Source organism: Cellulosimicrobium sp. Marseille-Q8652 (genome assembly GCF_965112045.1).
Map to the genome: position 1 here is coordinate 2,093,365 of NZ_CBCOPS010000001.1, position 25,455 is coordinate 2,118,819.

Annotated in this window: 25 protein-coding genes and 1 pseudogene; 7 read left to right on the forward strand and 19 right to left on the reverse strand. The window is 74.5% G+C overall.

The features are described from left to right. Positions 1–63: 63 nt before the first annotated feature. Together ACWPWV_RS09250 and ACWPWV_RS09255 are read right to left on the reverse strand one after the other, a co-directional pair. Complete coding sequence (locus tag ACWPWV_RS09250) at positions 64–1,446, reverse strand: GntP family permease (protein ID WP_454042630.1); 1,383 nt, start codon at positions 1,444–1,446, stop codon at positions 64–66. Positions 1,447–1,565: 119 nt separating this feature from the next. After that, positions 1,566–2,153 carry a gluconokinase gene (locus tag ACWPWV_RS09255; RefSeq protein ID WP_454042631.1) on the reverse strand — a complete coding sequence of 196 codons (588 nt, stop codon included), beginning with the start codon at positions 2,151–2,153 and terminating at the stop codon, positions 1,566–1,568. Between the two features lie 151 nt (positions 2,154–2,304). Here ACWPWV_RS09255 and ACWPWV_RS09260 point away from each other — a divergent pair, with 151 nt between their 5' ends. Further along, positions 2,305–3,012 carry a FadR/GntR family transcriptional regulator gene (locus tag ACWPWV_RS09260; protein ID WP_454042632.1) on the forward strand — a complete coding sequence of 236 codons (708 nt, stop codon included), beginning with the start codon at positions 2,305–2,307 and terminating at the stop codon, positions 3,010–3,012. A 6-nt stretch (positions 3,013–3,018) separates the two neighbouring features. Here ACWPWV_RS09260 and ACWPWV_RS09265 read toward each other — a convergent pair whose 3' ends face one another. The 5 genes and pseudogenes from ACWPWV_RS09265 to ACWPWV_RS09285 all read right to left on the reverse strand — a co-directional run bounded on the left by ACWPWV_RS09265 (position 3,019) and on the right by ACWPWV_RS09285 (position 7,277). Next, positions 3,019–4,395, reverse strand: coding sequence for a sulfate/molybdate ABC transporter ATP-binding protein (locus tag ACWPWV_RS09265; RefSeq protein WP_454042843.1), 1,377 nt, complete (start codon positions 4,393–4,395; stop codon positions 3,019–3,021). A gap of 24 nt (positions 4,396–4,419) precedes the next feature. Further along, positions 4,420–5,208 (reverse strand): annotated as a pseudogene (locus ACWPWV_RS09270) (ABC transporter permease); the annotation flags it as partial. Between the two features lie 61 nt (positions 5,209–5,269). Then, a complete protein-coding gene (modA, locus tag ACWPWV_RS09275; protein WP_454042633.1) occupies positions 5,270–6,055 on the reverse strand; it encodes a molybdate ABC transporter substrate-binding protein in 786 nt (261 codons plus the stop codon). Beyond that, positions 6,052–6,456: a TOBE domain-containing protein gene (locus ACWPWV_RS09280; RefSeq protein ID WP_454042634.1), complete on the reverse strand. Its 405-nt coding sequence runs from the start codon at positions 6,454–6,456 to the stop codon at positions 6,052–6,054. The genes modA and ACWPWV_RS09280 overlap by 4 nt, the downstream gene beginning before the upstream one ends. Before the next feature lie 248 nt (positions 6,457–6,704). Beyond that, positions 6,705–7,277, reverse strand: a complete 573-nt coding sequence (locus tag ACWPWV_RS09285; RefSeq protein WP_454042635.1) for a TetR/AcrR family transcriptional regulator — start codon at positions 7,275–7,277, stop codon at positions 6,705–6,707. Positions 7,278–7,349: 72 nt separating this feature from the next. On the opposite strand from ACWPWV_RS09285, the gene ACWPWV_RS09290 reads away from it, so the two are divergent. Together ACWPWV_RS09290 and ACWPWV_RS09295 are read left to right on the forward strand one after the other, a co-directional pair. Next, a complete protein-coding gene (locus ACWPWV_RS09290; RefSeq protein WP_454042636.1) occupies positions 7,350–7,928 on the forward strand; it encodes a dihydrofolate reductase family protein in 579 nt (192 codons plus the stop codon). Between the two features lie 79 nt (positions 7,929–8,007). Further along, complete coding sequence (locus tag ACWPWV_RS09295; protein WP_454042637.1) at positions 8,008–8,502, forward strand: GNAT family N-acetyltransferase; 495 nt, start codon at positions 8,008–8,010, stop codon at positions 8,500–8,502. A 148-nt stretch (positions 8,503–8,650) separates the two neighbouring features. On the opposite strand, the gene ACWPWV_RS09300 is transcribed toward ACWPWV_RS09295, so the two are convergent. From ACWPWV_RS09300 to ACWPWV_RS09325, 6 genes are all read right to left on the reverse strand, one after another. After that, complete coding sequence (locus ACWPWV_RS09300; RefSeq protein WP_454042638.1) at positions 8,651–9,235, reverse strand: DoxX family protein; 585 nt, start codon at positions 9,233–9,235, stop codon at positions 8,651–8,653. A 118-nt stretch (positions 9,236–9,353) separates the two neighbouring features. Next, positions 9,354–10,112 carry a respiratory nitrate reductase subunit gamma gene (gene narI / locus ACWPWV_RS09305; protein ID WP_454042639.1) on the reverse strand — a complete coding sequence of 253 codons (759 nt, stop codon included), beginning with the start codon at positions 10,110–10,112 and terminating at the stop codon, positions 9,354–9,356. After that, entirely contained in the window at positions 10,109–10,897 is a 789-nt protein-coding gene (gene narJ, locus ACWPWV_RS09310) for a nitrate reductase molybdenum cofactor assembly chaperone (protein ID WP_454042640.1), read from the reverse strand. The genes narI and narJ overlap by 4 nt, the downstream gene beginning before the upstream one ends. Beyond that, positions 10,894–12,726: a nitrate reductase subunit beta gene (gene narH / locus ACWPWV_RS09315; protein WP_454042641.1), complete on the reverse strand. Its 1,833-nt coding sequence runs from the start codon at positions 12,724–12,726 to the stop codon at positions 10,894–10,896. Before narH ends, narJ begins: the two co-directional genes overlap by 4 nt. Positions 12,727–12,819: 93 nt before the next feature. Next, positions 12,820–16,794, reverse strand: a complete 3,975-nt coding sequence (locus tag ACWPWV_RS09320; RefSeq protein WP_454042642.1) for a nitrate reductase subunit alpha — start codon at positions 16,792–16,794, stop codon at positions 12,820–12,822. Between the two features lie 106 nt (positions 16,795–16,900). Beyond that, positions 16,901–18,004, reverse strand: coding sequence for a 3-keto-disaccharide hydrolase (locus ACWPWV_RS09325; protein ID WP_454042643.1), 1,104 nt, complete (start codon positions 18,002–18,004; stop codon positions 16,901–16,903). 125 nt (positions 18,005–18,129) lie between these two features. Here ACWPWV_RS09325 and ACWPWV_RS09330 point away from each other — a divergent pair, with 125 nt between their 5' ends. Beyond that, positions 18,130–18,642: a MogA/MoaB family molybdenum cofactor biosynthesis protein gene (locus ACWPWV_RS09330; protein WP_454042644.1), complete on the forward strand. Its 513-nt coding sequence runs from the start codon at positions 18,130–18,132 to the stop codon at positions 18,640–18,642. Between the two features lie 65 nt (positions 18,643–18,707). Here the strand turns inward: ACWPWV_RS09330 and ACWPWV_RS09335 are convergent, their stop codons facing one another. Genes ACWPWV_RS09335 through moaC form a run of 5 tightly spaced genes read right to left on the reverse strand, consistent with a single transcriptional unit; the run spans position 18,708 to position 21,281 of the window. Beyond that, positions 18,708–19,415, reverse strand: a complete 708-nt coding sequence (locus ACWPWV_RS09335) for a VOC family protein (RefSeq protein WP_454042645.1) — start codon at positions 19,413–19,415, stop codon at positions 18,708–18,710. 39 nt (positions 19,416–19,454) lie between these two features. Beyond that, positions 19,455–19,691: a MoaD/ThiS family protein gene (locus tag ACWPWV_RS09340; protein WP_454042646.1), complete on the reverse strand. Its 237-nt coding sequence runs from the start codon at positions 19,689–19,691 to the stop codon at positions 19,455–19,457. Between the two features lie 2 nt (positions 19,692–19,693). Next, complete coding sequence (locus ACWPWV_RS09345; protein ID WP_454042647.1) at positions 19,694–19,996, reverse strand: DUF6457 domain-containing protein; 303 nt, start codon at positions 19,994–19,996, stop codon at positions 19,694–19,696. Further along, entirely contained in the window at positions 19,993–20,814 is an 822-nt protein-coding gene (mobA, locus tag ACWPWV_RS09350) for a molybdenum cofactor guanylyltransferase (protein ID WP_454042648.1), read from the reverse strand. The genes ACWPWV_RS09345 and mobA overlap by 4 nt, the downstream gene beginning before the upstream one ends. Further along, positions 20,811–21,281, reverse strand: a complete 471-nt coding sequence (gene moaC, locus ACWPWV_RS09355; protein WP_454042649.1) for a cyclic pyranopterin monophosphate synthase MoaC — start codon at positions 21,279–21,281, stop codon at positions 20,811–20,813. The genes mobA and moaC overlap by 4 nt, the downstream gene beginning before the upstream one ends. 111 nt (positions 21,282–21,392) lie before the next feature. Here moaC and ACWPWV_RS09360 point away from each other — a divergent pair, with 111 nt between their 5' ends. Continuing rightward, positions 21,393–22,064, forward strand: a complete 672-nt coding sequence (locus ACWPWV_RS09360; RefSeq protein ID WP_454042650.1) for an AIM24 family protein — start codon at positions 21,393–21,395, stop codon at positions 22,062–22,064. Positions 22,065–22,184: 120 nt separating this feature from the next. Here the strand turns inward: ACWPWV_RS09360 and ACWPWV_RS09365 are convergent, their stop codons facing one another. Continuing rightward, a complete protein-coding gene (locus tag ACWPWV_RS09365; protein ID WP_454042651.1) occupies positions 22,185–23,528 on the reverse strand; it encodes a molybdopterin molybdotransferase MoeA in 1,344 nt (447 codons plus the stop codon). 104 nt (positions 23,529–23,632) lie between these two features. On the opposite strand from ACWPWV_RS09365, the gene ACWPWV_RS09370 reads away from it, so the two are divergent. Both ACWPWV_RS09370 and ACWPWV_RS09375 read left to right on the forward strand, forming a co-directional pair. Then, positions 23,633–24,382, forward strand: a complete 750-nt coding sequence (locus ACWPWV_RS09370) for a PAS domain-containing protein (RefSeq protein ID WP_454042652.1) — start codon at positions 23,633–23,635, stop codon at positions 24,380–24,382. A 13-nt stretch (positions 24,383–24,395) separates the two neighbouring features. Next, the gene (locus ACWPWV_RS09375) at positions 24,396–25,259 is read left to right on the forward strand and encodes an SDR family oxidoreductase (RefSeq protein WP_454042653.1); all 864 of its coding nucleotides are present in this window, start codon (positions 24,396–24,398) and stop codon (positions 25,257–25,259) included. The last annotated feature ends 196 nt before the right edge of the window (positions 25,260–25,455 follow it).

Here is a 25,455-nt window from a genome sequence, read left to right on the forward strand (position 1 = left end):
GTAGGTAGGCTATCTTGCTACCGGTAGTCAGTCCACCTACCCACCGCCGGGGATCCGGTCCCGTCAGGCGACGACGAACACCAGTCCGGCGATGGCGAAGCCCATCACGCCGATGGCCGTCTCCATGACGGTCCAGGTCTTCAGCGTCGTCTTGACGTCCATGTCGAAGAACCGGCCGACGAGCCAGAACCCGGAGTCGTTGACGTGGCTGAGGACCACGGACCCGGCGGCGACCGAGAGCACGATGGCCGCGAGCTCCACCGGGTTGAAGGACCCCGCCTCGACCGCGGGCGCGATGAGCCCCGCCGCCGTGGTGAGGGCCACGGTCGCGGAGCCCTGTGCCACGCGCAGGATCGTCGCGATGAGGAACCCGGCGACGATCACGGGGAGGCCGAGGTCGCCGAGCACGTCGGCGAGCGCGTCCCCGATCCCGGTCGCGCGGAGCACCCCGCCGAACATGCCGCCCGCGCCCGTGATGAGGATGACGGAGCAGACCGGGCCGAGCGCGGAGTCGAGGGTCTTCTCGAGCGCCGTCCCGCTCACCCCGCGGCGCTTGCCGAGCACCCAGGCGGCCACGAGCACGGTGATGAGCAGCGCGACGGGCGTCGCGCCGATGGCCCGCAGGGCGAGCACGCCCGGGTTCTCGCGGTCGACGGCGCCCGCGGCACCCAGGGCGTCGAGGCCCGTGTTCGCGAAGATCAGGACGAGCGGCAGCAGGAGGATCGTGATGACCGTGGCGAACTTCGGCGGGTTCTCGAGCTGGTCCTCGTCGGCCTTGCCCAGGATCGCCGGGATCGGCAGGTCGATGCGCTTGCCGACGTACCGGCCGAACAGGTAGCTGGTGACGTACCAGGTGGGGATGGCGACGACGAGGCCGAGGAGGATGACGATGCCGATGTTCGCGCCCAGGAACTCCGTCGCGGCGACCGGCCCGGGGTGCGGCGGCACGTAGATGTGCATGACCGAGAAGGCGCCCGCGACCGGCAGCCCGTAGAGCAGGAGCGACCCGCCGAGCTTGCGGCCGACCGAGAAGACGATCGGCAGCATCACGACGAGGCCGGCGTCGAAGAAGATCGGGAACCCGAAGATGAGGGACGCGAGGCCGAGCGCGAACGGTGCGCGCTTCTCGCCGAACTTGTCGATGAGGAAGTCGGCCATGACCTGGGCGCCGCCGCTCGTCTCGACGAGCCGGCCGAGCATCGCACCGAGCCCGACGAGCAGGGCGACCGTCGCGAGGGTCGTGCCGAACCCCGCCGTGAGCACCTCGATGACCGAGCCCGTCGGGATCCCCGCGACGAGCGCGGTCAGCAGGCTGACGACGATCAGCGCCAGGAAGGCGTGGAGCTTGAGCTTGATGATGAGGAAGAGCAGGAGCGCGATGGCGCCCGCGGCGATCGCGAGCAGCGGGCCCGCGGTCAGGGTCTGGGTCCAGTCCTCGGGGGGCATGGGTGTCTCCGTCGACGGTCGGGTGGTGGGCGCTGGGCCCCGGGCGTGGTCTCGGTACGGGTCCTACTGGTCCTGCGGGTCTGCCGGTCGTGCGGGTCCGCCGGGTGGCGGACGACGCGTCAGCGGGCCTCGGCGGTGCCGCGCAGGTGCGCGCGCGCCAGGATCTCCTCCACGAGCTGCTCGGGCGGAGCGGCGATGTCGAGCCGGAAGCCCCGCTCGTCGTCGGTCAGGGGCTCGAGCGTCGCGAGCTGTGACGGCAGGAGCGACGTCGGCATGAAGTGCCCGCTGCGGTGCTGCATGCGCTCGGCCAGGAGCTCGGGGGACCCGTCGAGGTGCACGAAGCACACCTGGCCGCGCGCGGTGCGCAGCAGGTCGCGGTACGAGCGCCGGAGCGCGGAGCACGTCACGACGCCGGAGCGGCCGGCGTCGGCCTCGCTGCTCAGCCAGTCGCGGATCGCCTCGAGCCACGGCCAGCGGTCCTCGTCGGTGAGCGGGGTGCCCGCGCTCATCTTGTCGATGTTGGCCTGCGGGTGGAACTGGTCGGCCTCGGCGTAGGTGAGGCCGAGGTGGTCGCCGAGGAGCGTCGCGACCGTGGTCTTGCCCGAGCCGGCCACGCCCATGACGACGAGGTGCTCGGGTGCTGCTGCGGTGGAGCCGGGCGCCTGCGTCGGCGTGCCGGGTGCGTCTTCGCGGTCCGTGCTGTCCATGCGGGGTCCTGTCCGGTCCTTTCGGACCGACGTCGACCGTCGACGTCGGTGTCGCGGCGCGGCCGTCGCGCCGTGCGTTCGAGGATGCCTCATTGATCACACCATTGGCAAGCGATTGATCACACCAATGGTCGCCACTAGGCTCGACGTCATGGCGACGACGGTCCTGCACACCACCGTGCTCGACTCTCTCGGTCGCCGCATCACCAGCGGCGACGTCGCCGCGGGCACGCCGCTCACGCTCGACGCGATCGGGACGGAGTTCGGGGTCTCCCGCACGGTCGCCCGGGAGGTCATGCGCCTCCTCGAAGGGCTCGGCCTCGTCCGCTCCGGGCGGCGCGTCGGGATCGTGGTGCTCGGCATGGACGCCTGGAACGTGCTCGACCCGCGCGTCATCCGCTGGCGCCTCGAGGGTCCCGGGCGCGACGCCCAGCTCCGCACGCTCACCGAGCTGCGCCACGCCGTCGAGCCGCTCGCCGCGGCGGGCGCGGCACGGAACGCCACGCAGGAGGTCCGCGACGAGCTCGTCGGGACGGCCGCGCGCATGCGGCTGCTCGGCGAGGCCGGAGACCTCGAGGAGTTCCTCGCGCTCGACGTGCGCATGCACGAGCTCCTGCTCCGGTCGAGCGGCAACGAGATGTTCGGGGCGCTCGCGGACGTCGTCGCCGCGGTCCTCTCGGGGCGGACGCACCTCGGGCTCATGCCCGCGTCGCCGGTGCCCGAGGCGCTCGACCAGCACGAGGCCGTCGCGCACGCCGTCGCCGAGGGGGACGCGGAGCGCGCCGAGGCGGCGATGGCCGCGCTCGTCGGCGAGGTCCGCAGCGCCCTCGGCGGTGTCGACCGTCCCGACCGACCCTGACGGCCGTCACCGTCCGTGGAGGCGGACCTCCGCAGCCTTCACGACGAACCAGGCGCGCTCGCCGGGGGCGAGGCGCAGCTCGGCCAGCGCGCGCGGCGTGAGGTCCGCCGCGAGCCGCGGGGCGTCGTCGGGCACGACGTCGCGTGCGGCGGTGCCCGTCTCGATCCTGGCCCACACCCGCAGGAGCGGGCCGTGCGGCTCGACGCTCGTCACGACCACGTGCCAGGCGTTGCGCGGGCTGCCCTCGGGCGTCGCGCGGTGGACCGCGACCGCGCGCGGCTCGAAGACGGCGACGGCCGCGGAGCCGACGGCGAGCGGTTCGCCCGCCGTGCCCAGCACGCCGGTCCCCGCGCCGCCCACGGACAGCGCCGCCTCGTGCTCGACGGCGTCGCCGCCCGGCTCGGCGGTCGCTGCGACGGACCGCACCGGGACGGGCACGGGCTCGGTGACGTGCGAGACCACGCCCGCGAGCAGGTTGACGCCTGCGAGGCGGGCCGCGAACCGGGACCGCGGGCGCGTGAGGACCTCGGCCGCCGGTCCGTCCTCGACGACGCGACCGTCCTCCAGCACGACGGCGCGGTCCGCCAGGAGGAGGACGTCGAGCAGGTCGTGGGTCACGAGCAGGGTCGTGCGCGGCCGGCTGCGCTGCGCGTCGTGCAGCACGGTGCGCACGTGCTGGGCGACGCCCACGTCGAGCGACGCGAGCGGCTCGTCGAGCAGGAGGACGCGCGGGTCGGTCGCGAGGGCGCGCGCGATCGAGACGCGCTGCGCCTGCCCCCCGGAGAGGTCGGTCGCTCGGCGCGCTGCGAGGTCGTCGACGCCGACGTGCGCGAGGACGCCGAGCGCGGTGGCGTTGGCCGCCCCGCGCCCGTCACCCCGGGCGCGCGGTCCGAACGCGACGTTGCCGACGACGGACAGGTGCTCGAACAGCAACGGTCGCTGGCTGAGCCACGCGACGCGTCGGCCGCGCGGCGGCTCACGCGTGACGTCGGCGCCGTCGATCATGACGCGGGACGACCGGACCACACCGGGAGGCAGAAGACCGGCGACCACCTGGAGCAGCGTCGACTTCCCCGACCCGTTCTCGCCGAGCACGGCGACGACCTCGCCGGGCGTGAGCGTGAGGTCCACCTCGAGCCCGCGGCCGGGCACGACGGCCCGGACGGCGAGCGAGGCGGCTGGCCCGTCCGCTCCGGGGACGCCCGCGGGTGTCGGAGCGGTGGGGGCGCTGCCGGCGCTCGGGCTGGCCGCGCCGTCGCCTCGGTCGTCCGGCGGTCCGTGGCCGCGCGCGGCTCCTACGCCCTTCGCATCCGGCACCGCCGCCACCGCTGGTTCCCCGGCTCGCCCCCGGCCCGGCCCCGGACCTGAGCGGCGCGGCCTCACCGGACGGCCGGGACCCCCGCCGTCGAGCAGGCGGGGACCGTGGACCGCGGCGGTGACGACCACCGCCACGACGACGAGCACGAACGACAGCGCGACCGCGGCGTCGGGGTCCGCGCTGCGCTGGAGGTAGATCTCGAGGGGCAGGGTCTGGGTCACGCCCTGCAGCGCGCCCGCGAACGTGATGGTCGCGCCGAACTCGCCGAGCGCCCGCGCGAACGCGAGCACGGACCCCGACAGCAGCGCGGGCAGCACGCGGGGGAGCGTGACGCGGCGCAGCACGGTCGTCGGGCGCGCGCCGAGCGTCGCGGCGACGTCCTCGGTCCTCGTGTCCTGGGTGCGCAGCGCCCCCTCGAGGCTCAGCACGAGGAACGGGAGCGCGACGAAGGTCTGCGCGAGCACCACGGCCGTCGTCGTGAACGCGATCTCGATCCCCAGCACCTCGAGGTGCTGCCCGATCAGGCCGCGCCGCCCGAACGTGTACAGCAGCGCGATGCCGCCGACCACGGGCGGCAGCACGAGCGGGAGCAGCACCAGGGCCCGCGCGACCCGCTGGCCGGGGAACGAGGTGCGGGCGAGGACGAGCGCCATCGGGACGCCGACGACCACGCAGCACGCCGTGGCGGCGAGCGACGTCCGCAGCGAGAGCCACAGCGCGTCGAGCGCCGACGGGGACGTGACGAGCGACCAGAGGCCGCCCGAGCCGTCGGGACCCGGTGCGACGTCGACGCGCGCGACCATCGCCCCGAGCGGCACGACGACGAACAGCGTGCCGAGCACCGCCGGGACGAGCAGCCAGCGCGGGAGCGACCGCATCAGCGGCCACCCGGCGTCGGTCTGGTCGCGGCGCTGGTCGCGGCGCTGGTCACGGCGACGGTCACGGCGCGCCGAAGCCCGCGTCGGCGAGCGCCGCCTGCCCGGCCCGGCCGGTCACGAGGTCGACCCACGCCTGGGCGAGCCGCTCCTGCTCCGGCCCGGTGTCCGCGGCGGCCGCGACGACGGCGATCGGGTACGTGTTGACGGCGGCGTGCGTCTCGGGCACGTCGACGACCTCGACGTCGTCGCCCGCCAGGGTCGCGTCCGTGACGTAGACGAGGCCGGCGTCGGCCTCGCCCGCGACGACCTTGCCGAGCACGTCGGTGACGCTGCCCTCCTCGCTCGCACGGTGGACCGTCACGCCCGCGGCGTCGGCGACCGTGTCCGTCGCGCGGCCGCACGGGACCTCGGGTGCGCACACCACCACCGTGACGTCGTCGCGCGCGAGGTCGGCGAACGACTCGACGCCCGCGGGGTTGCCGGGCGGCGTGATGATCGTCAGCGTGTTCGTGGCGAACGCCACGGGGTCGCTCGCGTCCCCGGCCTCGACGACGCGGTCCATGGTCTGCTCGTCGGCGGACGCGAAGACGTCCGCGGGTGCTCCCGCCAGGACCTGGTCGCCCAGGTCCGCCGACCCCGCGAACGACAGCGCCACCGTCACGCCGTCGTGCTCGGCCTCGAAGTCCGCCGCGAGGTCGGTGAACACGTCGCGCAGCGACGCCGCCGCGAGCACGGTGAGCGTGCGCTCCTCCGGTGCCCCCGGCTCCCCGTCCGCGCCGCACGCCGTGAGGCCGACCGCGAGCGCCAACGACCCCAGCACGGCCGTGCCGCGCGCGACGGAGCTCACCCGGCGCCGCCGGGGGTCTCGACGATGACGGTCGTCGCCTTGACCACCGCGACGGCGAGGCTCCCGGGCTCGAGCCGCAGCTCGCGCACGGCCTCCGTGCTCATGAGCGACACGACGCGCTGCCCGCCGCACAGCATCTCGACCTGCGACATGACCTGGTCGCTGACGACGCCCGTGACGATGCCCACGAACCGGTTGCGCGCCGACCGCGCGACCCCCGACGGGTCGGGCGTCGGGTGCGACTGGGCGACGGCGAACCGCGCGAGCTCCGCACCGTCGACCACCTTGCGCCCGGCGTCGTCGGCGCTCGCGGCGAGGTCCCCGGCGTCGACCCACCGGCGGACGGTGTCGTCGCTGACGCCCAGCAGCGCGGCGGCGTCACGGATCCGAAAGTGCGGCATAGATCCCATCGTAGGCACGCAGATGCGGAGACGTGCTGTCGTGGGGTTCGCAGGCGGTGCGGTGCGGCGTCGGTGCTCGGGCTGGCCGCGCCGTCGCCTCGTGCGGTCGGCCGTCCGCCTGGGGAGCGCGGCCTCTACGCCCTTCGCATCCGACGCCGCACCGCCCGCTCGACCTTCACCTCTCCCGGGTCTCGGTCGTGCGCACGACGCCCGCCGCGTCTCTCTGCACGGCTGGGAGCCCGGTGACCTCAGCGTGCAGGGAGCAGGCCTGCCACGAGCGCGTCGATGACGTCGTCGACCGGGATCTCGGGGTCGACCGGCGTCGTCAGCCGGTCGAAGAGCAGCCCGTCGATCGCGTAGTGGAACAGGGCGATCTCCCGGCGCCCGCCGGGCAGGCCCGCCGACCGGTTGAACTCGACGTCGGCCTCGAACCCCGCGCGCAGCCACGGCTCGAGCACGGCGGCGAGCTCGGGCCGGCGCCCGGAGGCGAGGCGCAGCTCGAACAGGGCTCGCGTGACGTCAGGTTCGGCGGACAGCCGCCGCACGATGTCGCGCAGGTAGTCGGCGAACAGCGCGCGACTGGGCCGCTGTGCTGCTCGTCCGGCCAGGTCCTCCGGCGTGGGCGCGAGGCGAGCACCGATGCGCTCGAACAACCCGGCGACGAGCGCGTCACGGCTCCTGAAGTAGTTCGACGTCGTCCCGGTCGGAACCCCGGCCTCGTCGTCGATCGCGCGATGCGTCAGGCCGCGCGACCCCTCGCGCGCGAGCACGGCGATCCCCGCGTCCGCCAGCGCACTGCGTCGGGCCGTGTTCTTCGCCATGCGCCGACGATAGCCCAACCACTTCACCTGTTGTAGTCTCCAACCACTGCACCTGTAGTCATTGGAGACGTGATGCGAGAAGTGACCTACTACGCCGCCGTCAGCCTGGACGGATACATCGCCGGTCCGGGCGGTGAGTTCGACGCCTTCCTCTCCGAGGGCGACCACATGGGGCCGATCTGGGAGCGGTTCCGCGGCACCGCACCGACGCGGCTGGCCGAGGCGGCCGGCCTCTCGGTCGTCGACAGCCCGTTCGACACCGTGCTCATGGGGTGGAACACCTACGCCGTCGGCCTCCCCGACCACCACCTGCCGAACCCGTACGAGCACCTGCGGCAGATCGTCTTCTCCCGGGCGCACGAGGCGCCTGCCGGGAGCGAGCGGGTGCACTTCACGGACTCCGACCCGGTGGAGACGGTCCGCGCGCTGAAGCAGGAGGACGGCAAGGGGATCTGGCTGTGCGGCGGGGGCGTGCTCGCCGCGGTGCTCGCCGACGAGATCGACCGGCTCGCGCTGAAGATCAACCCCGTGGTGCTCGGAGCGGGGATACCGCTGTTCGACGCGCGCGGCTACGCGCCCGAGCGGTGGGAGAACACCGGCACGCAGACCTTCGCGTCCGGCGTGACGCTCGCGGAGTACGCCCGGTCGTGAGGTCCGGGGCCGTCGTGGGGAGGAGCGTGCGGCCCGAGGGCGCGTCTTCCCGCACGGACGTGTGTGGCACCCTCGTCCCGTGAGCGAGACGACCACCCGCGGCGACGTGCGCGTCGCCGTCGAGGACCCGTCGGCACCCGACGTCCTCGCGCTGCTGCAGGAGCACCTCGACGACATGTTCGCGACGTCGCCGCCGGAGAGCGTGCACGCGCTCGACGTCGAACGGCTGCGCGTCCCGGAGATCACGTTCGTCACGGCGCGCTCGGCGGACGGTCTGCTGCTGGGGTGCGGTGCGCTCAAGGAGCACGCGGGCGGTCTCGGCGAGCTCAAGTCGATGCGCACGACGGCGGCGGCGCGGGGACGAGGGGTCGCGGCGACGGTGCTGGCGTTCCTGCTCGACGAGGCACGACGCCGCGGGATGGACCGGGTGAGCCTGGAGACCGGCGCCGAGGACTACTTCGCTCCGGCGCGTCGTCTGTACGCGCGGCACGGGTTCGTCGGGTGCCCGCCGTTCGCCGACTACACCGACGACCCGAACAGCGTGTTCATGACCCTCGATCTCCGGGCCGGTTGACCCGGCACACCTCCCGCGACCGCCGGGAAGTGAGCTTCCGCACCGGGATCAGCACGATCTGGGGCGGGAGCTCACTTCTCGGCGGCCGGCTCGAGCGGCTGGCTCGCGGGGCTCGCTCGGTCGCTGGCTCGGCGTCGGGGTGCTGCGGTCATGCCTCGAGCTTCAGGCGCGCGCCCAGCGCGACGGCCGCGACGACGGCCGCGCCGGCGACGAGGACAGCGTCCTTGAGGACGTACTGGCCCATGAGGGTCATGCCGTCGCCGAAGAGCTCGCCGAAGAACAGGACGAGCGGGGACAGGATCCCGGCGAACGCCACGGCGAGCGCCAGCAGACCGATCTTCAGGAAGCGGCCGGTGATCAGGCAGAGGCCGATGAAGGTCTCGAGGACCGCCGTGAGGAGGACGGCCGTGGTGCCGCCGACGACGCCGAACGTGAGCGTCTCGACCGTGCGTGCGGCGATGGTCTCGGCGGGGCTGCCGCCCGGCACGAACTTCAGGACGCCGAAGCCGAGGAAGATCAGGCCGATCGCGACGCGCAGGGCCGGCACCGACCACCGCGTGAGGAACCGGGCGGTCGCGGCGACGGCGGTGTCGACGTGCCCGGTGACGGTCGCGACGAGCTGACGCGTCGCCGGGGCGGGGGCCGAAGACTCGGCCGGAGCAGCGGGACCGGCGGTGACGGACGGACGGGGGGCGGCGGCCGAGGTGGCGGGCGTCGCGGCTGCGTGGAACATGGTGGAGCCTCCTCCAGGTGGTGGGAGCAGCCGGTGTGGCCGCCTCTGGAAGGAGGGGTCCGCAGGACGCCTCGGGGCGTCCCCGCGCGGTTTTCACCCAGGCCTGGACGGGGCGCCGTCAGCGCCGTCTCGGCGGGGAGGACGGGTCCCAGCCAGGTCGCGGCTCGCGCGACGCGGTCGTGGCGTCGCGCGACCGGTAGACCACGTAGGGCCTGAACAGGTACGGGACGGGCGCCGAGAACGCGTGGACGAGGCGCGTGAACGGCCACACCGCGAAGAGGAGCATCGCGGCGACGACGTGCACCTGGAACGCGGCGGGGACGCCGGCCATGAGCTCGGGCTGCGGCTGGAGGTACCAGAGCGACCGGAACCACGGCGAGATCGTCTCCCGGTAGTTGTAGCCGTGACCGCCGGCGAGGATCTGCGTCTCCACCGTCGCCCACGCGCCCGACAGGATCGAGGCGGCGAGGAAGACGTACATGCCCTTGTCGACGCGCGTGGTCGCGAGGAACACGGGGCCGGTCGTGCGGCGCCGGTAGACGAGGATGAGGAGCCCGGCGACGGCGACGACCGCCGCGACGGACCCCATCGACGTCGCGATGAAGTGGTAGAACCCCTCGCTGATGCCGACGGCCTCGGTCCACGTCATCGGGACGACGAGCCCCAGGACGTGCCCGAGCACGACGAACAGCAGGCCGAAGTGGAACAGCGGCGAGCCGAGGCGCAGGAGCCTCTTCTCGTAGAGCTCGCTCGAGCGGGTGGTCCAGCCGAACTTGTCGTACCGGTACCGCCAGATCGAGCCGACGACCAGCACCGCGAACGTCACGTTGGGCAGCACGACCCACAGCAGGATCTCGCCGGCGCTCAGGTCGCTCATCGCCGACCACCCCTCTCGTCCGTGGCCGTCGGGCCGAACGGCGCCAGACCCTCGAGCCCGACCATCTCGCTCGGCGGGCCGGCGGTGACGAGCGCCTCGTACCGGCGCTCGGTCGCCTCGTCGAGCGGCGGCAGCGTGAGGCACACGGCCTCGACCACGACCGCCCAGGGCGACCCGGTGTCGGCGAGCGCGGCGCGCAGCACCTCGATGCCGTCGCGGTGCGCCCCGAGGAGCCCTGCGGCGATCGTGGCGTCGTCGCCGGTCGTGCGGGCCGAGAACTCGAGGACGGTCGGCAGGTAGTCGGGCAGCTCCGGCCCGCCCGCGGCGGTCCGGGCGGCCAGCTCCCAGCCTGCCGCCCGGTACGCCTCGACGAACCGGACGAGCGCGATCCCGCGCCGCCTCGTGTCCCCGGCGGCGTAGTACGACAGGTACATCGAGCACTTGCGCTTGAGGTCGAACGTCGCGACGTACCGCGCCTGGAGCTCTCGCAGACCGTCGGGTCCGTCCGCGCCCGACGCCGCCCGGTCCAGCACGTCGCAGAACGCGCCCAGCCGTTCGGCCACCGGGACGGGGAGCCCGGGCAGCGCCGGCCGGACCGCGACGGCGGCTGCCAGCACGTCGTCGTCGGGGTAGGCGAGCAGGAGCGAGGCCGCCATGTGCGCGGTCCGGCGCTGCGCCGCCGTGGTGGGGACCGGCGCGACCGCCCGCGCCACCTCGTCGCCCGACCCGGCGCCGCGGCGTCGGGCACCGGGCCGCAGGCGGGGCAGCGGCAGCAGCGAGGTCACGGTGCACCGCCCGTCGTGCCCGGAGCGTCGGGTCTCGGCGGCTCGCCCGCCGACTCCACGCCGTCGACGGCGTCGAAGCGCGCGTCCTGCCGCCCGCCGGGCAGGGTGCCGAGCGCGCCGGGCGGCGTGCCGCCGCCCTGCCCGACGTCGGCCGCGTGGCCCGACTCCATCTCGGGCGGGAAGAGCCCCGCGGGCCGGCCCCTCCCGTCCCAGTTGAGGAGGTTCACGCGGCCGGTGGTCGAGGGGTCGTGGGGCGTGTCGCCCGTCTGCCGGGCCTGCAGCACGTGGAAGTTCTCGACGGCGACGGGCATCGGCTGCCCGGAGGACGCCCCGACCGGCCCCCCCCCCCCCATGGTCGTCCCGCCGTACCCGCCCATGCCCGGGCCGCCGTCCACGTCGAGCGAGCACGCCATCTCGTCGAGCTCGCGCGCGATCTCGGTGTGCGCGGTGGGGATGACGTACCGCTCCTCGTACTTGGCGATCGCGAGGAGCCGGTACATCTCCTGGACCGCGGCCCCCGTCATGCCGACGGCGCTCGCGTGCTCCTCGGGGAACGGGTTGCCGAGGTTGACCTCGCGCATCGACGAGCGCATCGCGGCGAGGCGCCGCAGCACGCGCTCCACCGGTGCGGTGTCGCCCGCGGTGAACAGCCCGGCGAGGTACTCGAGCGGGATGCGCAGCTGCGAGATCGCCGCGAAGAGCGTGCGCCCGTCCTCGCCGTCGTTGCCGGACGCCGTGACGGTGTCGACGACGGGGGACAGCGGCGGGATGTACCAGACCATCGGGAGCGTCCGGTACTCGGGGTGCAGGGGGAGCGCGACCTCGTACTCGGAGATGAGCTTCCAGATCGGGGACGCCTGCGCCGCGGTGATCCAGTCGTCGGGGATGCCCTCGCGGCGGGCCGCGGCGACGACCTCGGGGTCGTGCGGGTCGAGGAGGACCGAGCGCTGCGCGGCGAGCAGGTCGTGCTCGTCCTCGGCGGCCGCGGCGGTCGAGACGCGGTCGGCGTCGTAGAGCACGAGGCCGAGGTAGCGCAGGCGGCCGACGCACGTCTCGGAGCACACCGTCGGCAGCCCGACCTCGAGGCGCGGGTAGCACAGCGTGCACTTCTCGGCCTTGCCCGTCTTGTGGTTGAAGTAGACCTTCTTGTACGGGCACCCGGTCACGCACATGCGCCAGCCGCGGCACTGGTCCTGGTCGACGAGCACGATGCCGTCCTCGGCCCGCTTGTACATCGCCCCGGACGGGCACGACGCGACGCACGCCGGGTTGAGGCAGTGCTCGCAGATGCGCGGCAGGTAGAACATGAACGTCTTCTCGAGCTCTTCGGCGACGTGCTCGCTCATGTGCTGGAGCACCGGGTCCTGCTGCATCGTCGCCGTGGAGCCGCCGAGGTCGTCGTCCCAGTTGGCGGACCACGCGATCTGCATGTCCTCGCCGGTGAGGAGCGACTTCGGGCGCGCGACCGGCGTGTGCTTGCCCTGCGGCGCGGAGAGGAGCATGTCGTACTCGTAGGTCCACGGCTCGTAGTAGTCGTGGATCGACGGCAGCTTCGGGTTGGAGAAGATGGTCGCGAGCTTCTTGAGGCGCCCGCCCGCGCGGAGCTTGAGCTTGCCGCTCTTCGTGCGGACCCAGCCGCCCTCCCACGTCGACTGGTCCTGGTACGTCCGGGGATAGCCCAGCCCCGGGCGCGTCTCGACGTTGTTGAACCACACGTACTCCACGCCCGTGCGGTTCGTCCACGCCTGCTTGCACGTCACCGAGCACGTGTGGCACCCGATGCACTTGTCGAGGTTCATCACCATCGACATCTGCGCCATGACCCTCATCGGTCACGCTCCGCTCCGGACTCGTTCCTCGCCCTGCACGTCGCCGTTCCACGGACCCTCATGCCGTCACCCCCTCGTGCCGCAACGACCGCCTCATTGGTACCGGACCTCCTGCGAGCGTCGCCGGATCACCGTCATCTCGTCCCGCTGGTTGCCCGTCGGCCCGAGGTAGTTGAACGCGTACGACAGCTGCGCGTACCCGCCCGCGAGGTGCGTCGGCTTGAGGAGGATCCGCGTCAGCGAGTTGTGGATCCCGCCGCGCAGCCCCGACGTCTCGGCGAGCGGCACGTCGATCGTCCGGTCGGTCGCGTGGTGCATGTAGACGGTCCCCTCCGGCATGCGGTGGCTCACCACTGCACGCGCGACGACGACGCCGTTCCGGTTGTACGCCTCGATCCACTCGTTGTCCGCGACGCCGATCTTCGCCGCGTCCGCGGGGCTCATCCACACGTTCGGCCCGCCGCGCGAGAGGGACAGCATGAAGAGGTTGTCCTGGTACTCCGAGTGGATCGACCACTTGTTGTGCGGCGTGAGGTACCGCACCGCGACCTCCGCGTGCCCCGCCGACCCCGGGTAGCCCGACGGCGACGTGTCGCCCACCACGGGGGAGTCGCCGAACAGGCGGTGCATGTCGAGGGGCGGGCGGAAGACCGGCAGGTGCTCGCCCAGCTCGATCATCCAGTCGTGGTCGAGGTAGAAGTGCTGCCGCCCGGTGAGCGTGTGCCACGGCTTGAGCCGCTCGACGTTGACGACGAACGCCGAGTACCGGCGCCCGCCGTGCTCCGAGCCGGACCACTCGGGGGACGTGACGACCGGCGTCGGGCGCGACTGCACGTCCGGGAACGTGATCCGCACGCCCTCCTCCTCGCGCGCCAGGTCCGCGAGCGGCGTCCCCGTGCGCTTCTCGAGGTGCTCGAAGCCCTGCACCGCGAGCCGGCCGTTGGTGGTCCCGGACAGGGCGAGGATCATCTCGCACGCGTGCGTGTCCTTGTCGAGGCGCGGACGCCCGGCGGTCGGTCCGTCCTGGACGACGCCGTTGCGCTGCCCCAGGCGGCGCACCTCCTCGTCCGGCATGAACGCTACGCCCTTCGTCGCCATCCCGGCGGTGTCGGTGAGGGGACCGAGCGCCGCCATGCGTGCCGCGAACGCGGGGTAGTCGCGCTCCACGACCACGAGCTTCGGCATCGTGCGGCCCGGCACGAGCTCGCGCTCCGTCATCGGGGCGCCGGAGTCGGAGAGCGCGCCGTGCGGCACCGCCATCTCGTCGGGGGTGTCGTGCTGCAGCGGCGCTGCGACGAGGTCCTCGCGCACCCCGAGGTGCGTCACCGCCATCTCCGAGACCTTGGCCGCGATCGTGTGGAACGTCGCGAAGTCGGTCCGCGTCTGCCACGGCGGGTCGACCGCCGGGTTGAACGAGTGCACGAAGGGGTGCATGTCCGTCGACGACAGGTCGTGCTTCTCGTACCAGGTCGCGGCCGGGAGCACGACGTCGCTGAACAGCGTCGTCGACGTCATGCGGAAGTCGAGCGTGACGAGCAGGTCGAGCTTGCCCTGCGGCGCCTCGTCCCGCCACGTCATGCTCTGCGGCCGCCGGTCGGGCCCGGACTCCGCCGCGTTCACGGCCGCGTCGGTCCCCAGCAGGTGCTTGAGGAAGTACTCGTTGCCCTTGCCCGACGACCCGAGGATGTTCGCCCGCCACACCGTGACGACGCGCGGGAAGTTCTCCGGCGCGTCCGGGTCCTCGCACGCGAACCGCAGGTTCCCCGACCGCAGCTCGTCGACGACGTGCTGCGCGGGCTCCTTCCCCGCGGCGCGCGCCTCGTCGACCAGGTCGAGCGGGTTGCGGTCGAACGTCGGGTAGCTCGGCATCCAGCCGCGCTGCGCCGACTCGACGAGCGTGTCGGCCGTCGTGCGGCCCGCGAACTGGCCCTGTGCGAGCGGCGACGCGAGCGCGTCCGCCGGCAGCCCGTCGTAGCGCCACTGGTCCGTCGCGAGGTACCAGAACGCCGTCCCGATCATCTGCCGCGGCGGGCGCACCCAGTCCAGCCCGCCCGCGTACTGCGCCCACCCCGTGATCGGGCGGCACTTCTCCTGCCCCACGTAGTGGGCCCAGCCGCCGCCGTTCACGCCCTGGCACCCCGTGAGCGTCGTCAGCGCCAGCATCGCGCGGTAGATCGTGTCCGAGTGGAACCAGTGGTTCGCGCCCGCGCCCATGATGATCATCGAGCGCCCGCCCGAGTCGAGCGCGTTCTGCGCGAACTCGCGGCCGATCCGCTCGACGGCCGGCGCGGGCACCCCCGTGAACTGCTCCTGCCACGCCGGCGTGCCCGGCGTCGACGGGTCGTCGTAGCCCGTCGGCCACTCGCCCGGGAGGCCGAGCTCCGGCCGGTCGACGCCGTACTGCGCGAGCATGAGGTCGAGGACCGTGGTCACCACGTGGTCCCCGACGCGCCGCACCGGGACGCCGCGCACCACGACGCCGGAGCCGCCCGTGTGGGCGGACGCGTCGTCGCCGGGCGTCGGGTCGAGGTCGAACCGGGGGAGCGCGACCTCGACGGTCTCGTACGTCTCGTGCGCTCTCGGGTCGGGTCCGGTGGTGGGGGCGGCCGCCTCTGCGGCCGTCGCGCCCTCGCGTGCTGCCGAGGTGGTACCGCCGTCGGTCGAGCCGCGGGTCGGGGCGGCGCCCGGGGCGCCGAAGAAGGCGCCGTGCGGGTCGGCGACGGAGAGCAACGGGTCGATGTCGCCCAGGTCGAGGTTCCAGCGGCCCGCGTCGGCGTCGCCGTAGCGGTGGCCGAGGGACCCGTTGGGGATCCGGGGCGTGCCGTCGGCGTCGAGGACGACCGTCTTGAACGCCGCGTTCGCGGGCGCGGAACCGTCGGCTGCGGGCGTCGCCGCGGCGGCGGCGAGCACGCTGTCGGGCAGGTCCGCTGCGGTGAGGAACTTGGCGGGGAGGTACGTGCCGTCGTCGCGCTGCTCGAGGCGCACGAGGTGCGGCAGGTCCGTGAAGCGGGCGCCGTACTGCGCGAACGGGGGCGTGCGGCGTCGGGCGTAGTGCTCGGTGAGGATCACGTGGCCCATGGCCTGGGCGAGGGCGCCGTCCGTGCCGGGCTGGGGGGCGAGCCACTCGTCGGCGAACTTCGTGTTGTCCGCGTAGTCGGGCGAGACGACGACGACCTTCTGGCCGCGGTAGCGGGCCTCGGTCATGAAGTGGGCGTCGGGCGTGCGGGTCACGGGGACGTTGGAGCCCCACATGATGCAGTAGGTCGAGTTCCACCAGTCGGCCGACTCGGGGACGTCGGTCTGGTCGCCGAAGACCTGCGGCGAGGCGACCGGGAGGTCCGCGTACCAGTCGTAGAACGAGAGCATCGTGCCGCCGAGCATCTGCACGAACCGGGCGCCGACGCCGTGCGACACCATCGACATCGCCGGGATCGGGGAGAACCCGGCGACGCGGTCGGGTCCCCACCGTTTGATCGTGTGCACGTGCGCCGCGGCGACGATCTCCGCCGCCTCGTCCCACGACGCGCGCACGAGCCCGCCCTTGCCGCGCGCCGACTTGTACGCGCGCGCCGCGTCCGGGTCGGACGTGAGCAGCTCCCACGCGAGCACGGGGTCGCCGCCGACCGTCGCCTTCGCGCGGCGGTACAGGTCGAGCAGGACGCCGCGCACGTAGGGGTAGCGGACGCGCGTCGGCGAGTAGGTGTACCAGGAGAAGGCCGCGCCGCGCGGGCAGCCGCGCGGCTCGTACTCGGGGGAGTCGGGGCCCACCGACGGGTAGTCGGTCTGCTGCGTCTCCCACGTGATGATGCCGTCCTTGACGTACACCTTCCACGAGCACGAGCCGGTGCAGTTCACGCCGTGGGTCGAGCGCACGACCTTGTCGTGCGACCACCGGTCCCGGTAGAAGACGTCGCCCTCCCGGCCTCCGCGCAGGAACACCTGGCGCAGGTCGGCGGAGACCTCCCCGGGCCGCAGGTGCTTGCCGAGCCGGAGCAGGGCGTCCTCGACGGGCCCCGCGGGCACGGCCCCGGACGGTGCGCCGCGGGGCGGCACGGTGGACTGCGACATGCTGCCTCCTGGGCGAGCAGGGTCGGCGTGGTCCCTGCCCACTATGCCCAGGCCGGTCGGGGACCGCGCGGCGAGCGGCAGGGTCGTCCGTACCGGACGAGGGGGATCAGCCGCAGTCGGCGGCCGCGTACGGGGTCTCGACCGTGACGTGCCCGCCGTCGTCCCCGGCGACCGTGAGGGTCACGGAGCCCGCCGCGACCGACGCCGCCCGGGTGCTGAACGACTGGTAGGCGCTGCGCTGCGGCGCGACGTCCGTGAACGTGCGCTCCCCGGTGGGGGTCGTGAGCGTCACGTCGACGGGCGTGTCCCCGACGTTCTCGGCGCGGACCGCGACGTACGCCGTCCCCGCGAGGCAGCGGACGTCGGCCTGCGTCGTCACGGGCGGCAGCTCGCGGACCCGGATGTCGCGGTACGACACCACGTCCGGCGCCGAACCGTGCGCCTGCACGCCCACGTACCCGACGAGGCCGCGGCTGCTCGAGTCGGGGTCGAGCGGGCGGCCCGGGAAGGGCACGCCGGGAAGGTTCTCGTACTCGTTGATCACGACGCCGTTCCGGATCACCGTGTAGTGCTGGCCGACGACGCGGACCTCCAGCTCGTTCCACGTGCCCTTGGGCGTCGGCATGGCCCGGTCGAGCCCGATGTCGGCGAAGCCGTAGACCGACCCCGTCTTGCGCGGGTCGTTCGAGCCGCCCTCCGGCGAGTCGTTCACCTGGATCTCGTGGCCGCAGTTCACGGCGATCCACGACAGGTTGCCCGTCTCGTTCCCGTTGAAGGTCGTCGGGCACCCCTCGACCGGGCCGGACAGCGCGGGGAAGCGGACCTGGACGCCGCTGTTGCCGCGCAGGTCGCCCGGGGCGTCGTCGCGGAACTCGAGCGTGAGGGAGAAGTCGCCGTACTGCCGGACGGGGTACCAGAGCGTGCCGAAGCCGCCGTCCTCGCCGACCCGGCTGCGGATCGTGCCGTCGTCGAGCAGGTCGAACCCGCCGTCGCCCGCGTACTCCCACGCGTCGAACGACTCCTGCGTGCCGTCGAAGATCACCTCGTTCCCGTCGCCCTCGGGCGCGGCACCCGGAGCGACGCCCGGTGCGGCGGAGGCGGGCGTCGCGAGGGCGAGCGCCACGACGACGGCGGTGCTGCCGGCGAGCCGGGCCGCGTGCCGGGCTCGTCGGGGCGTGCGGCGGGAGGTCACGGTCCGTGCGGTGCTCATGGGAACTCCTTCGTCCTGCGGGCCACGAGGGGGCGGCTCCGTCGCCGTCGCCCTCCGCCCACCCTAGGCACGTGCCCCGTGGCTCCGCGACGGCTGCGGGCGCCTGACCTCGGTACCGTGCCCCCATGGACGAGCACTCCCGGCAGGCCCCCGGCGGCCCCCGCGTCGCCGTCGTCACGGTGTCCGACCGCTGCTCGCGCGGCGAGGCCGAGGACCGGTCCGGTCCGCTCCTCGCCGGGCTCCTGAGGGACGCGGGGCACGACGTCGTCACCGACCTCGTGCCCGACGGCGCGGCGTCGGTCCGCGACGCCGTCGCCCGGGCGGTGGCCTCCGGGGCGCGCGTGGTCCTCACGACGGGCGGGACCGGCGTCGGGCCGCGCGACCTGACGCCCGAGGGGACGCGGCAGGTCGTGGACCAGGAGCTGCCGGGCATCGCGGAGGAGCTGCGCCGCAGGGGTGCGGCCCACGTGCCGACGGCGGTCCTCTCGCGCGGGCTCGCCGGGACGGCCCCGGGCCCGGACGGTCGTGCGCTCGTGGTCAACCTGCCCGGGTCGACCGGCGGGGTGCGCGACGGGTGGGCGGTGCTCGAGCCGCTCGTGCCGCACGTGCTGTCACAGCTCGGCGGCGGCGACCACTGACCGACGGCGACCACCGACCGACGGCGACCACCGTCCGACGGCGACACCGACCGAGGACCGGCGGCTCAGTCCTTCGGCGCCGGGGACGCGTCGACGCAGACGACGCCCTCGTTGCCGTCCTGGTCGGCGACCACGGTGAGCGCGGGCGCGCCGCCGTCGTCGACGACGGTCCCGCCCGCGGCGAGCGCGGCGGCGATCCGCCGGGGGGCCTCCTCGGGCGCCACGTAGACCTCGACGTGGAACCGCTGCCGCGGGGCCCCCTGCTCGTCGGCGCCGCCGAACCACAGGTTCGGCACCCGTCCCGTGGCGTCGCGGACCTCGTCGCCGGGAGACCCGTGGCCCTGGGCCGCGGCGTTCCCGGTGAGCAGGGCCGCCCACACCGGCGCGACGGTCGCGGAGCGCGCCGTGTCGAGGCCCAGCTCCACCATGCTCACCGAGGCCGGGTCGGCGACGGCCCCGTGGTCGGCGGCGATCTCGCTGATCCGTCGCGCGAGGTCGAGGTCCTGCCGGGTCACCCACTGGACGAGGTGCTCGGTGCCCTCGCCGTCGCGGTAGACGGCGTCGTCGCTCACCAGCCGGAGGTCGACGTACCCCTTGCCGATCGCCACGCCCGGGTGGTGCCCGACCGCGTCGCCGGCCTCGCCCACCGCGGCGACGAGGCGGGCGGCGGCGCCGAAGTCGTCGACCAGGTAGCGGGCGTGCAGGCCCTGGGCGAGCTTGCGCCAGTCCGTCAGGCGCGCCGCGGCGATCTGCTCGCCGTCCAGCATGTCCATGGGACGGAGGCTATCCCCGATCGCGCGGTCAAGGGCGGGTCAGCCGCCCGCGAACGGCGGCAGGACGTCGACGAGCTCGTCCACCCCCACGGGTGCGGCGTCGTCGGACGCGCGGACCCCGCCCACCAGCAGCGAGCAGCGCGGCAGCACCTCGGTGAGGGCGGGGTGCCGGGCGACGAGCGCCGCGTGCAGCGCACCGACCGTCGTCGCGGCGACGGTCTCCGACTCGACCCCGGCCGCCTCGCGGGCGCCGGCGAAGTAGCGGACGGTCGCCACGGTCAGGCCTCCGGCGTCTCGGTGGGAGGTGCGTCCGCCGTCACGGGCAGCTCGGGCGCCGCCGTCCAGGCGAGCGCGAGCTCGGTGGCGCGCGCGAGCACGTCCTCGATCGGGTGGTCGGCGCCCTCGCCCGCGGCCATCCCGGCGACGTACCCCGCGATGAACGTCGTGAGCGGGGCCGCGGGGCGCTCGACGCCGTGCGCCGCGTCGCGCGCGAGGTCGAGGACGGCACGCATGTCGACGACGTCGGGGTCGAGGTCGAACTCGTCGACGAGGGCGTCCACCCAGCGCTCGAGGTTGGTCATCGCGGCCTCCTGCCGGTGGGTGTGCCGTGCGGCGTGCGGTCGTCCGCCGTGCGGCCGGTCCCGGCCCGACGGTCGTGCTCGTGGGCATCCTGCCACGTGTCCACGTCGTCCGTGAGGCCCGCCGTGTCGTCGACGGTCCGGGCCGGGAGGGCGCCGAGCAGGCGGTGGGCGGGCGCGCCGTCGACGCCCCCCGTCGCCCGCAGCCGGGCGATCGCGGCGTCGAGCGCGGCACGGCGGTAGAGCCCCACGAGCCACTGGTCCCGCCCGTCCCGGACGGCGCGGACGGCGTCGACGGCGCCGACGGCCGCGCCGGTGTCCGCGGCCGCCGCGAGCAGGAGCGGGACGGCGTCCACGGCGCGCGGGACGTCGCACGCGAGGACGAGCACCCAGGGCGCGGGGGCGTCGTCGGGCACCGCGGTCCCGGCAGGACCGTCGGGTCCACCCGTCGCGGCGGTCCGCTCCGCAGCGGGCAGCGCGGCGAGGCCCGCGGCGATCCCGGCGACCGGCCCGCCGAACGGCGGGTCCTCGCGCGTCAGCAGGTAGCGTCCCGGCCCGTCGGTGGCGTCGGCGAGCTCGTCCGGCCCGACCACGACCGTCACCCGTGCGCCCGACGTCGCGGCGAGCGCGTGCTCGAGCAGGGGCCGGCCGGCGACGACGAGGCCCGGCTTCGGCGTCCCGAGCCGCTTCGCGCGCCCTCCCGCGAGGACGAGGGCGTCGTACGACGGGATGCCGGACGGTCCGGCGCCCGCTGCGGGGACCGGCGGCTCCGGCTGCCGGCCTCGAGCACCGGCTGCCGGACCGTCGTCGGGCCGGGTCACGGCTCGCGGTGCCAGTCGCCGGACTTGCCGCCGGTCTTCGCGACGAGGCGGACGTCCGTGAGCTCGACCGACTTGTCGAGGCCCTTGACCATGTCGACGACGGCGAGCCCCGCGACGGCGACCGCGGTGAGCGCCTCCATCTCGACGCCGGTCCGGTCGGCCGTGCGCACGGTCGCCGTGACGTCGACCCCGTGGTCGCCGACGGTCAGGTCGACCGCCGCGCCGTGCACGCCGATGACGTGCGCGAGCGGCAGGAGCTCCGCGGTGCGCTTGGCGCCGGCGATCCCGGCGACGCGCGCGACGGCGAGCACGTCGCCCTTCGGGACGGCGCCGTCGCGCAGCGCCGCCACGACGTGCGGCGGGCACCGCACGACGCCCGTGGCCGTCGCGGACCGGACCGTCGGCTGCTTCTCGGTGACGTCCACCATGCGTGCGTGGCCGCGCTCGTCGAGGTGCGTGAAGCTCATGCGCCCACTCTTCCACGGTCGTCCGTGGTTCCACGGCCGGGCGCGGTCCCGGCCGCGTCCCCCGGCGCGGGGCCGTTGCCAGGGAGGTCGGCGTGCCGCAGGATCGAGGCCATGCGCAGCTCACTCCTCGACCACGCCGAGCGCTCCGTCGAGCCCGGCAGCTTCCAGCTCCAGAACGACCGCATGCTCAAGGTGGACCTGTCCGGCACGGGCGGGTTCTTCTTCGCCAAGCAGGGCTCGATGGTCGCCTACCAGGGCGACGTCGACTTCGCGTACGAGGGGTCGGGCGGCCTCGGGAAGATGTTCAAGAAGGCGTTCACCGGTGAGGGCATGGCCCTCATGAAGGTCTCCGGGAGCGGCGACGTGTTCCTCGCCCAGGACGCGGACCAGGTGTTCGTGCTCCACCTCGAGGACGAGGGCGTCACGGTCAACGGCGCCAACGTGCTCGCCTTCGAGAGCTCGCTGACGTGGGACATCAACCGCGTCGAGGGCGCGTCCATGATCAGCGGGGGGCTGTTCAACACGACGTTCCGCGGCACGGGCTCGATCGCCGTCACGGCGTACGGCACGCCGGTCGTGCTGAGCGTCGACGTGCCGACGTTCGTCGACATGCAGGCCGCCGTGCTGTGGTCGACGTCGCTGCAGTCGTCGGTCCGCAAGACGGCGAAGCTCGGCGCGGCCATCGGGCGCGGCTCGGGCGAGGCCTACCAGCTCGCGCTCGCCGGCCAGGGGATCGTCGTCGTGCAGGCCTCCGAGGGGCACCCGGCCCCGGCCGCGAAGTAGCACCCGGGCGCCCACCGCCGTCCGGCCGGTGCCGAGAACGACGTCGGCCGCTGCGGACAACGCCCTGAGGGTCGTCAAAGGCTCGTCGACGACCCTCAGGGCGTGCTCGGCGCACGCCCGTCAGTCCAGCAGGAGCACCCGCACGTCGTCGCCCGTCGCGACGGCCGTGACGCCCGCCGGCACGACGGCCACCGCGTCGGCGAGCGCCAGCGCCGAGAGCCGGTGCGACCCCGAGCCCCGACCGTGCTGCGGCCGCGCGAGGACGACGCGCGGGTCGTCGGGTCCGGCGTGCCGCACGAGGACGAGCTGCTCCCGGCCCGGGGGCGACGCCCAGCCCTCGCCCGCGACCCGGGTGACGAGCGTGCGCCGCGGCTCGCGACGGCCCCGCAGCCGGTCGAGGACCGGCCGGACGAAGAGCTCGAACGACACGAACGCGCTCACCGGGTTCCCCGGCAGGGCGAGCCACGGGACGCCCCGCCAGCGCGCGAGGCCCTGGGGCTTGCCGGGCTGCATGCCGACGGCGACGACCTGCGCCTCGGTCACGGCATCCGCCCAGGGCGTTCCCGCCCGGGTGACGGGGTCGAGCAGCCCGCGGACGACGTCGAACGCCCCGGCGCTCACGCCGCCGGTGGTGACGACGAGGTCGGGCGGCCCGGTGGTGCCGTCGGGCCACGTGCCGGAGGTCGCGGCGTCGAGCGCCGCGCCGAGGTCCTCCACGGCGTCGCCGACCGCACCGCGCCGCACGACGTGCGCGCCCAGGGACCGGGCCGCGGCGGCGACGAGCACGGAGTTCGAGTCGGGGAGCGTGCCGTGGCGCGGCACGCTCCCCGCGGGCACGAGCTCGTCGCCCGTGGAGACGACGACGACGCGCGGCTCGCGGTGCACCGGCAGCGTCGCGTGACCGGCGGACGCGGCCACGGAGACGTGGCGTGCGGCGAGCACGGTCCCCGCGGTGACCACGACGTCGCCGCGCCGCACGTCCTCGCCCCGACGACGGACGTGGGTGCGTCGCGCGCCGCGCGGGGCGCCGACGGGCAGCGTCACGGTGCCGGTCCACCCGCCCGGGAGGAACCGGCCCGTCGACGTCTCCTCCACGGGCACGACGACCTGGGCACCGACCGGGACCGGTGCGCCCGTCATGATGCGCGCGGCCTCGCCGGGACCGACGCGCGGCCCCTCGACGCCCGGCGCGCCGCCCGAAGGACCCGCCGGGACGTCCGCGACCACGCGCAGCGTCACCGGGGCCCCCGCGGTGGCCCCCTCCACGTCGGCGCTCCGGACCGCGTAGCCGTCCATCGCCGACGCGTCCCACGCGGGGGAGTCGAGGAGCGAGACGACGTCGGCGGCGAGCACCCGGCCGAGCGCGCCGTCGAGGTCACGCTCCACGACCGGCAGGGGCTCGACCAGATCGAGCGCGGCGTCCACGTGCTGCGCGACGGTCCGCCGGTCCTCGGGAGGGGTCATGGGCGCACGCTACCGAAGTGCGGGTGCCGTCCGGCGACCTCTGGGCTACGTTGGACGAGGAGTCAAGAAGCGGCCCGAAACCCCCCTGGATCCAGGAGGACCACATGGCCCCGAACTCCGTGACCGTCGACAGCCCCGCGCACACCACCCCCGTGCGCCCGGCGACCCTCGCCGAGGTCCTCGCCCTCGGTACGCATCTCCTCGTCGGGCAGTACCGGGTCGAGATCGGCACCGGTACGTGGTGGTGGTCGGACGAGGTCTACACGATGCACGGCTGGGAGCCCGGCGACGTCGAGCCGAGCCTGGACGTGCTCCGCTCGCGCAAGCACCCGGACGACCGCGCCCGCGTCGTCCGCGCCGGGACCGAGGCGCTGCGCACCGGGCGTCCCTTCTCGTGCGCCCACCGGATCGTCGACGGCCACGGCCGCGCACGGTCGGTCGTCATCACCGGGCAGGGACGACGTGACGCCAGGGGGCGCGTCGTCGAGATCGCCGGGTACGTCGTCGACGTGACGCCGGTGCAGCGCGAGGCGCTCGACCGCGAGGCGAACCGCGCGGTGACCCGGGCGTTCGTCACCGCCGCGGCCGTCGAGCAGGCGAAGGGCGTGCTCATGGCCGTCCACGGCGTCGACGACACGGAGGCCGCCCGGCTCCTCGCGGAGGCCGCGAGCGAGGCCGGGACGCCCGTCCACGACGCGGCGGCACAGGTGATGGCCGCGCTCGCGAAGGCCGGGGGCGTCGGCCCGACGGCCGAGGCGACCGTCGCCGGCGCACTGGCAGCGGTCAAGCCGCCGGCCCGGCCGCGTGCCCACGACGCCCAGCTCGCGCGCCGCCGCGAGCCCGCCCGCGGCTGACGAGGAGGACGACATGACGGACGACACCACTGCTTTCCCCGCACAGCAGCAGCAACCCCCCGGTCTGACCGGGCCCATGGAGCCGACGCCCGACCACGGCGAGCAGTCGTACCGCGGCAGCGGGCGGCTCGACGGCCGACGGGCGCTGATCACCGGTGGCGACTCGGGCATCGGGCGCGCGGTCGCCATCGCGTTCGCCCGCGAGGGCGCCGACGTCGCGATCTCCTACCTCGCCGAGGAGCAGGAGGACGCCGAGGAGACGGCCCGCTGGGTCCGCGAGGCCGGTCGCACGGCGGCGCTCCTGCCGGGCGACCTGACGGACGAGGGCACGGCGCGCGCCCTGCCGGGCCGGGCGGCCGCCGAGCTCGGCGGGCTCGACGTCCTCGTCAACAACGCGGGCTTCCAGTTCGCACGCCGCGAGTCGTTCGCGGACGTCGCGACGGACGAGATCGACCGCGTGCTGAAGACGAACCTGTACGCCCTGCTGTGGGTGACGCAGGCGGCGCTCGAGCACCTCGGCGAGGGGGCGAGCGTCATCAACGTCTCGTCGATCCAGGCCTACCAGCCGTCGACGTCGCTCGTGGACTACGCGTCGACGAAGGCCGCGATCAACAACCTGACGGTGAACCTCGCGGCCGAGCTGGGCGCGCAGGGCATCCGGGTCAACGCGGTCGCTCCGGGGCCGATCTGGACGCCGCTCCAGCCGGCCACGCAGCCGCCGGAGAAGATCGAGCAGTTCGGCCAGGACACGCCGCTCGGCCGCGCGGGGCAGCCCGCCGAGGTCGCGCCGGCGTTCGTCTTCCTCGCGTCCTCGTCCGACGCGAGCTACGTGTCGGGGACGGTGCTCGGTGTCACGGGAGGCAAGCCCGTGTTCTGAGCCACGATGCCTCCCCGGGGTCGCGGCTGCTCGGCCGATCGCCGCAGCCCGTCGGGAGGACGGAGGACGAGCCCGTAGTGCTCGTCCGGGAGCGGGTCCTTCGCGAGAGCGACGGCGCCCGTGGTCGGGACAAGCCGCCACGCCTTGTGCGGGCGAGACGGCCACCGCTCCCGCCTCGCCCGGGCCCCGTGCCCGG

What these genes read in the sequence shown, in the direction of transcription:
- ACWPWV_RS09375 (WP_454042653.1), top strand. Translation starts at nt 24,396, where the DNA reads ATGACGGACGACACCACTGCTTTCCCCGCACAGCAGCAGCAACCCCCC.
- ACWPWV_RS09345 (WP_454042647.1), bottom strand. Translation starts at nt 19,996, where the DNA reads ATGACCAACCTCGAGCGCTGGGTGGACGCCCTCGTCGACGAGTTCGAC.
- ACWPWV_RS09255 (WP_454042631.1), bottom strand. Translation starts at nt 2,153, where the DNA reads ATGGACAGCACGGACCGCGAAGACGCACCCGGCACGCCGACGCAGGCG.
- ACWPWV_RS09370 (WP_454042652.1), top strand. Translation starts at nt 23,633, where the DNA reads ATGGCCCCGAACTCCGTGACCGTCGACAGCCCCGCGCACACCACCCCC.
- ACWPWV_RS09285 (WP_454042635.1), bottom strand. Translation starts at nt 7,277, where the DNA reads ATGGCGAAGAACACGGCCCGACGCAGTGCGCTGGCGGACGCGGGGATC.
- ACWPWV_RS09320 (WP_454042642.1), bottom strand. Translation starts at nt 16,794, where the DNA reads ATGTCGCAGTCCACCGTGCCGCCCCGCGGCGCACCGTCCGGGGCCGTG.
- ACWPWV_RS09330 (WP_454042644.1), top strand. Translation starts at nt 18,130, where the DNA reads ATGGACGAGCACTCCCGGCAGGCCCCCGGCGGCCCCCGCGTCGCCGTC.
- ACWPWV_RS09300 (WP_454042638.1), bottom strand. Translation starts at nt 9,235, where the DNA reads ATGTTCCACGCAGCCGCGACGCCCGCCACCTCGGCCGCCGCCCCCCGT.
- ACWPWV_RS09335 (WP_454042645.1), bottom strand. Translation starts at nt 19,415, where the DNA reads ATGGACATGCTGGACGGCGAGCAGATCGCCGCGGCGCGCCTGACGGAC.
- ACWPWV_RS09360 (WP_454042650.1), top strand. Translation starts at nt 21,393, where the DNA reads ATGCGCAGCTCACTCCTCGACCACGCCGAGCGCTCCGTCGAGCCCGGC.
- ACWPWV_RS09290 (WP_454042636.1), top strand. Translation starts at nt 7,350, where the DNA reads ATGCGAGAAGTGACCTACTACGCCGCCGTCAGCCTGGACGGATACATC.
- narI (WP_454042639.1), bottom strand. Translation starts at nt 10,112, where the DNA reads ATGAGCGACCTGAGCGCCGGCGAGATCCTGCTGTGGGTCGTGCTGCCC.
- moaC (WP_454042649.1), bottom strand. Translation starts at nt 21,281, where the DNA reads ATGAGCTTCACGCACCTCGACGAGCGCGGCCACGCACGCATGGTGGAC.
- narH (WP_454042641.1), bottom strand. Translation starts at nt 12,726, where the DNA reads ATGAGGGTCATGGCGCAGATGTCGATGGTGATGAACCTCGACAAGTGC.
- ACWPWV_RS09325 (WP_454042643.1), bottom strand. Translation starts at nt 18,004, where the DNA reads ATGAGCACCGCACGGACCGTGACCTCCCGCCGCACGCCCCGACGAGCC.
- ACWPWV_RS09250 (WP_454042630.1), bottom strand. Translation starts at nt 1,446, where the DNA reads ATGCCCCCCGAGGACTGGACCCAGACCCTGACCGCGGGCCCGCTGCTC.
- ACWPWV_RS09365 (WP_454042651.1), bottom strand. Translation starts at nt 23,528, where the DNA reads ATGACCCCTCCCGAGGACCGGCGGACCGTCGCGCAGCACGTGGACGCC.
- ACWPWV_RS09280 (WP_454042634.1), bottom strand. Translation starts at nt 6,456, where the DNA reads ATGCCGCACTTTCGGATCCGTGACGCCGCCGCGCTGCTGGGCGTCAGC.
- ACWPWV_RS09260 (WP_454042632.1), top strand. Translation starts at nt 2,305, where the DNA reads ATGGCGACGACGGTCCTGCACACCACCGTGCTCGACTCTCTCGGTCGC.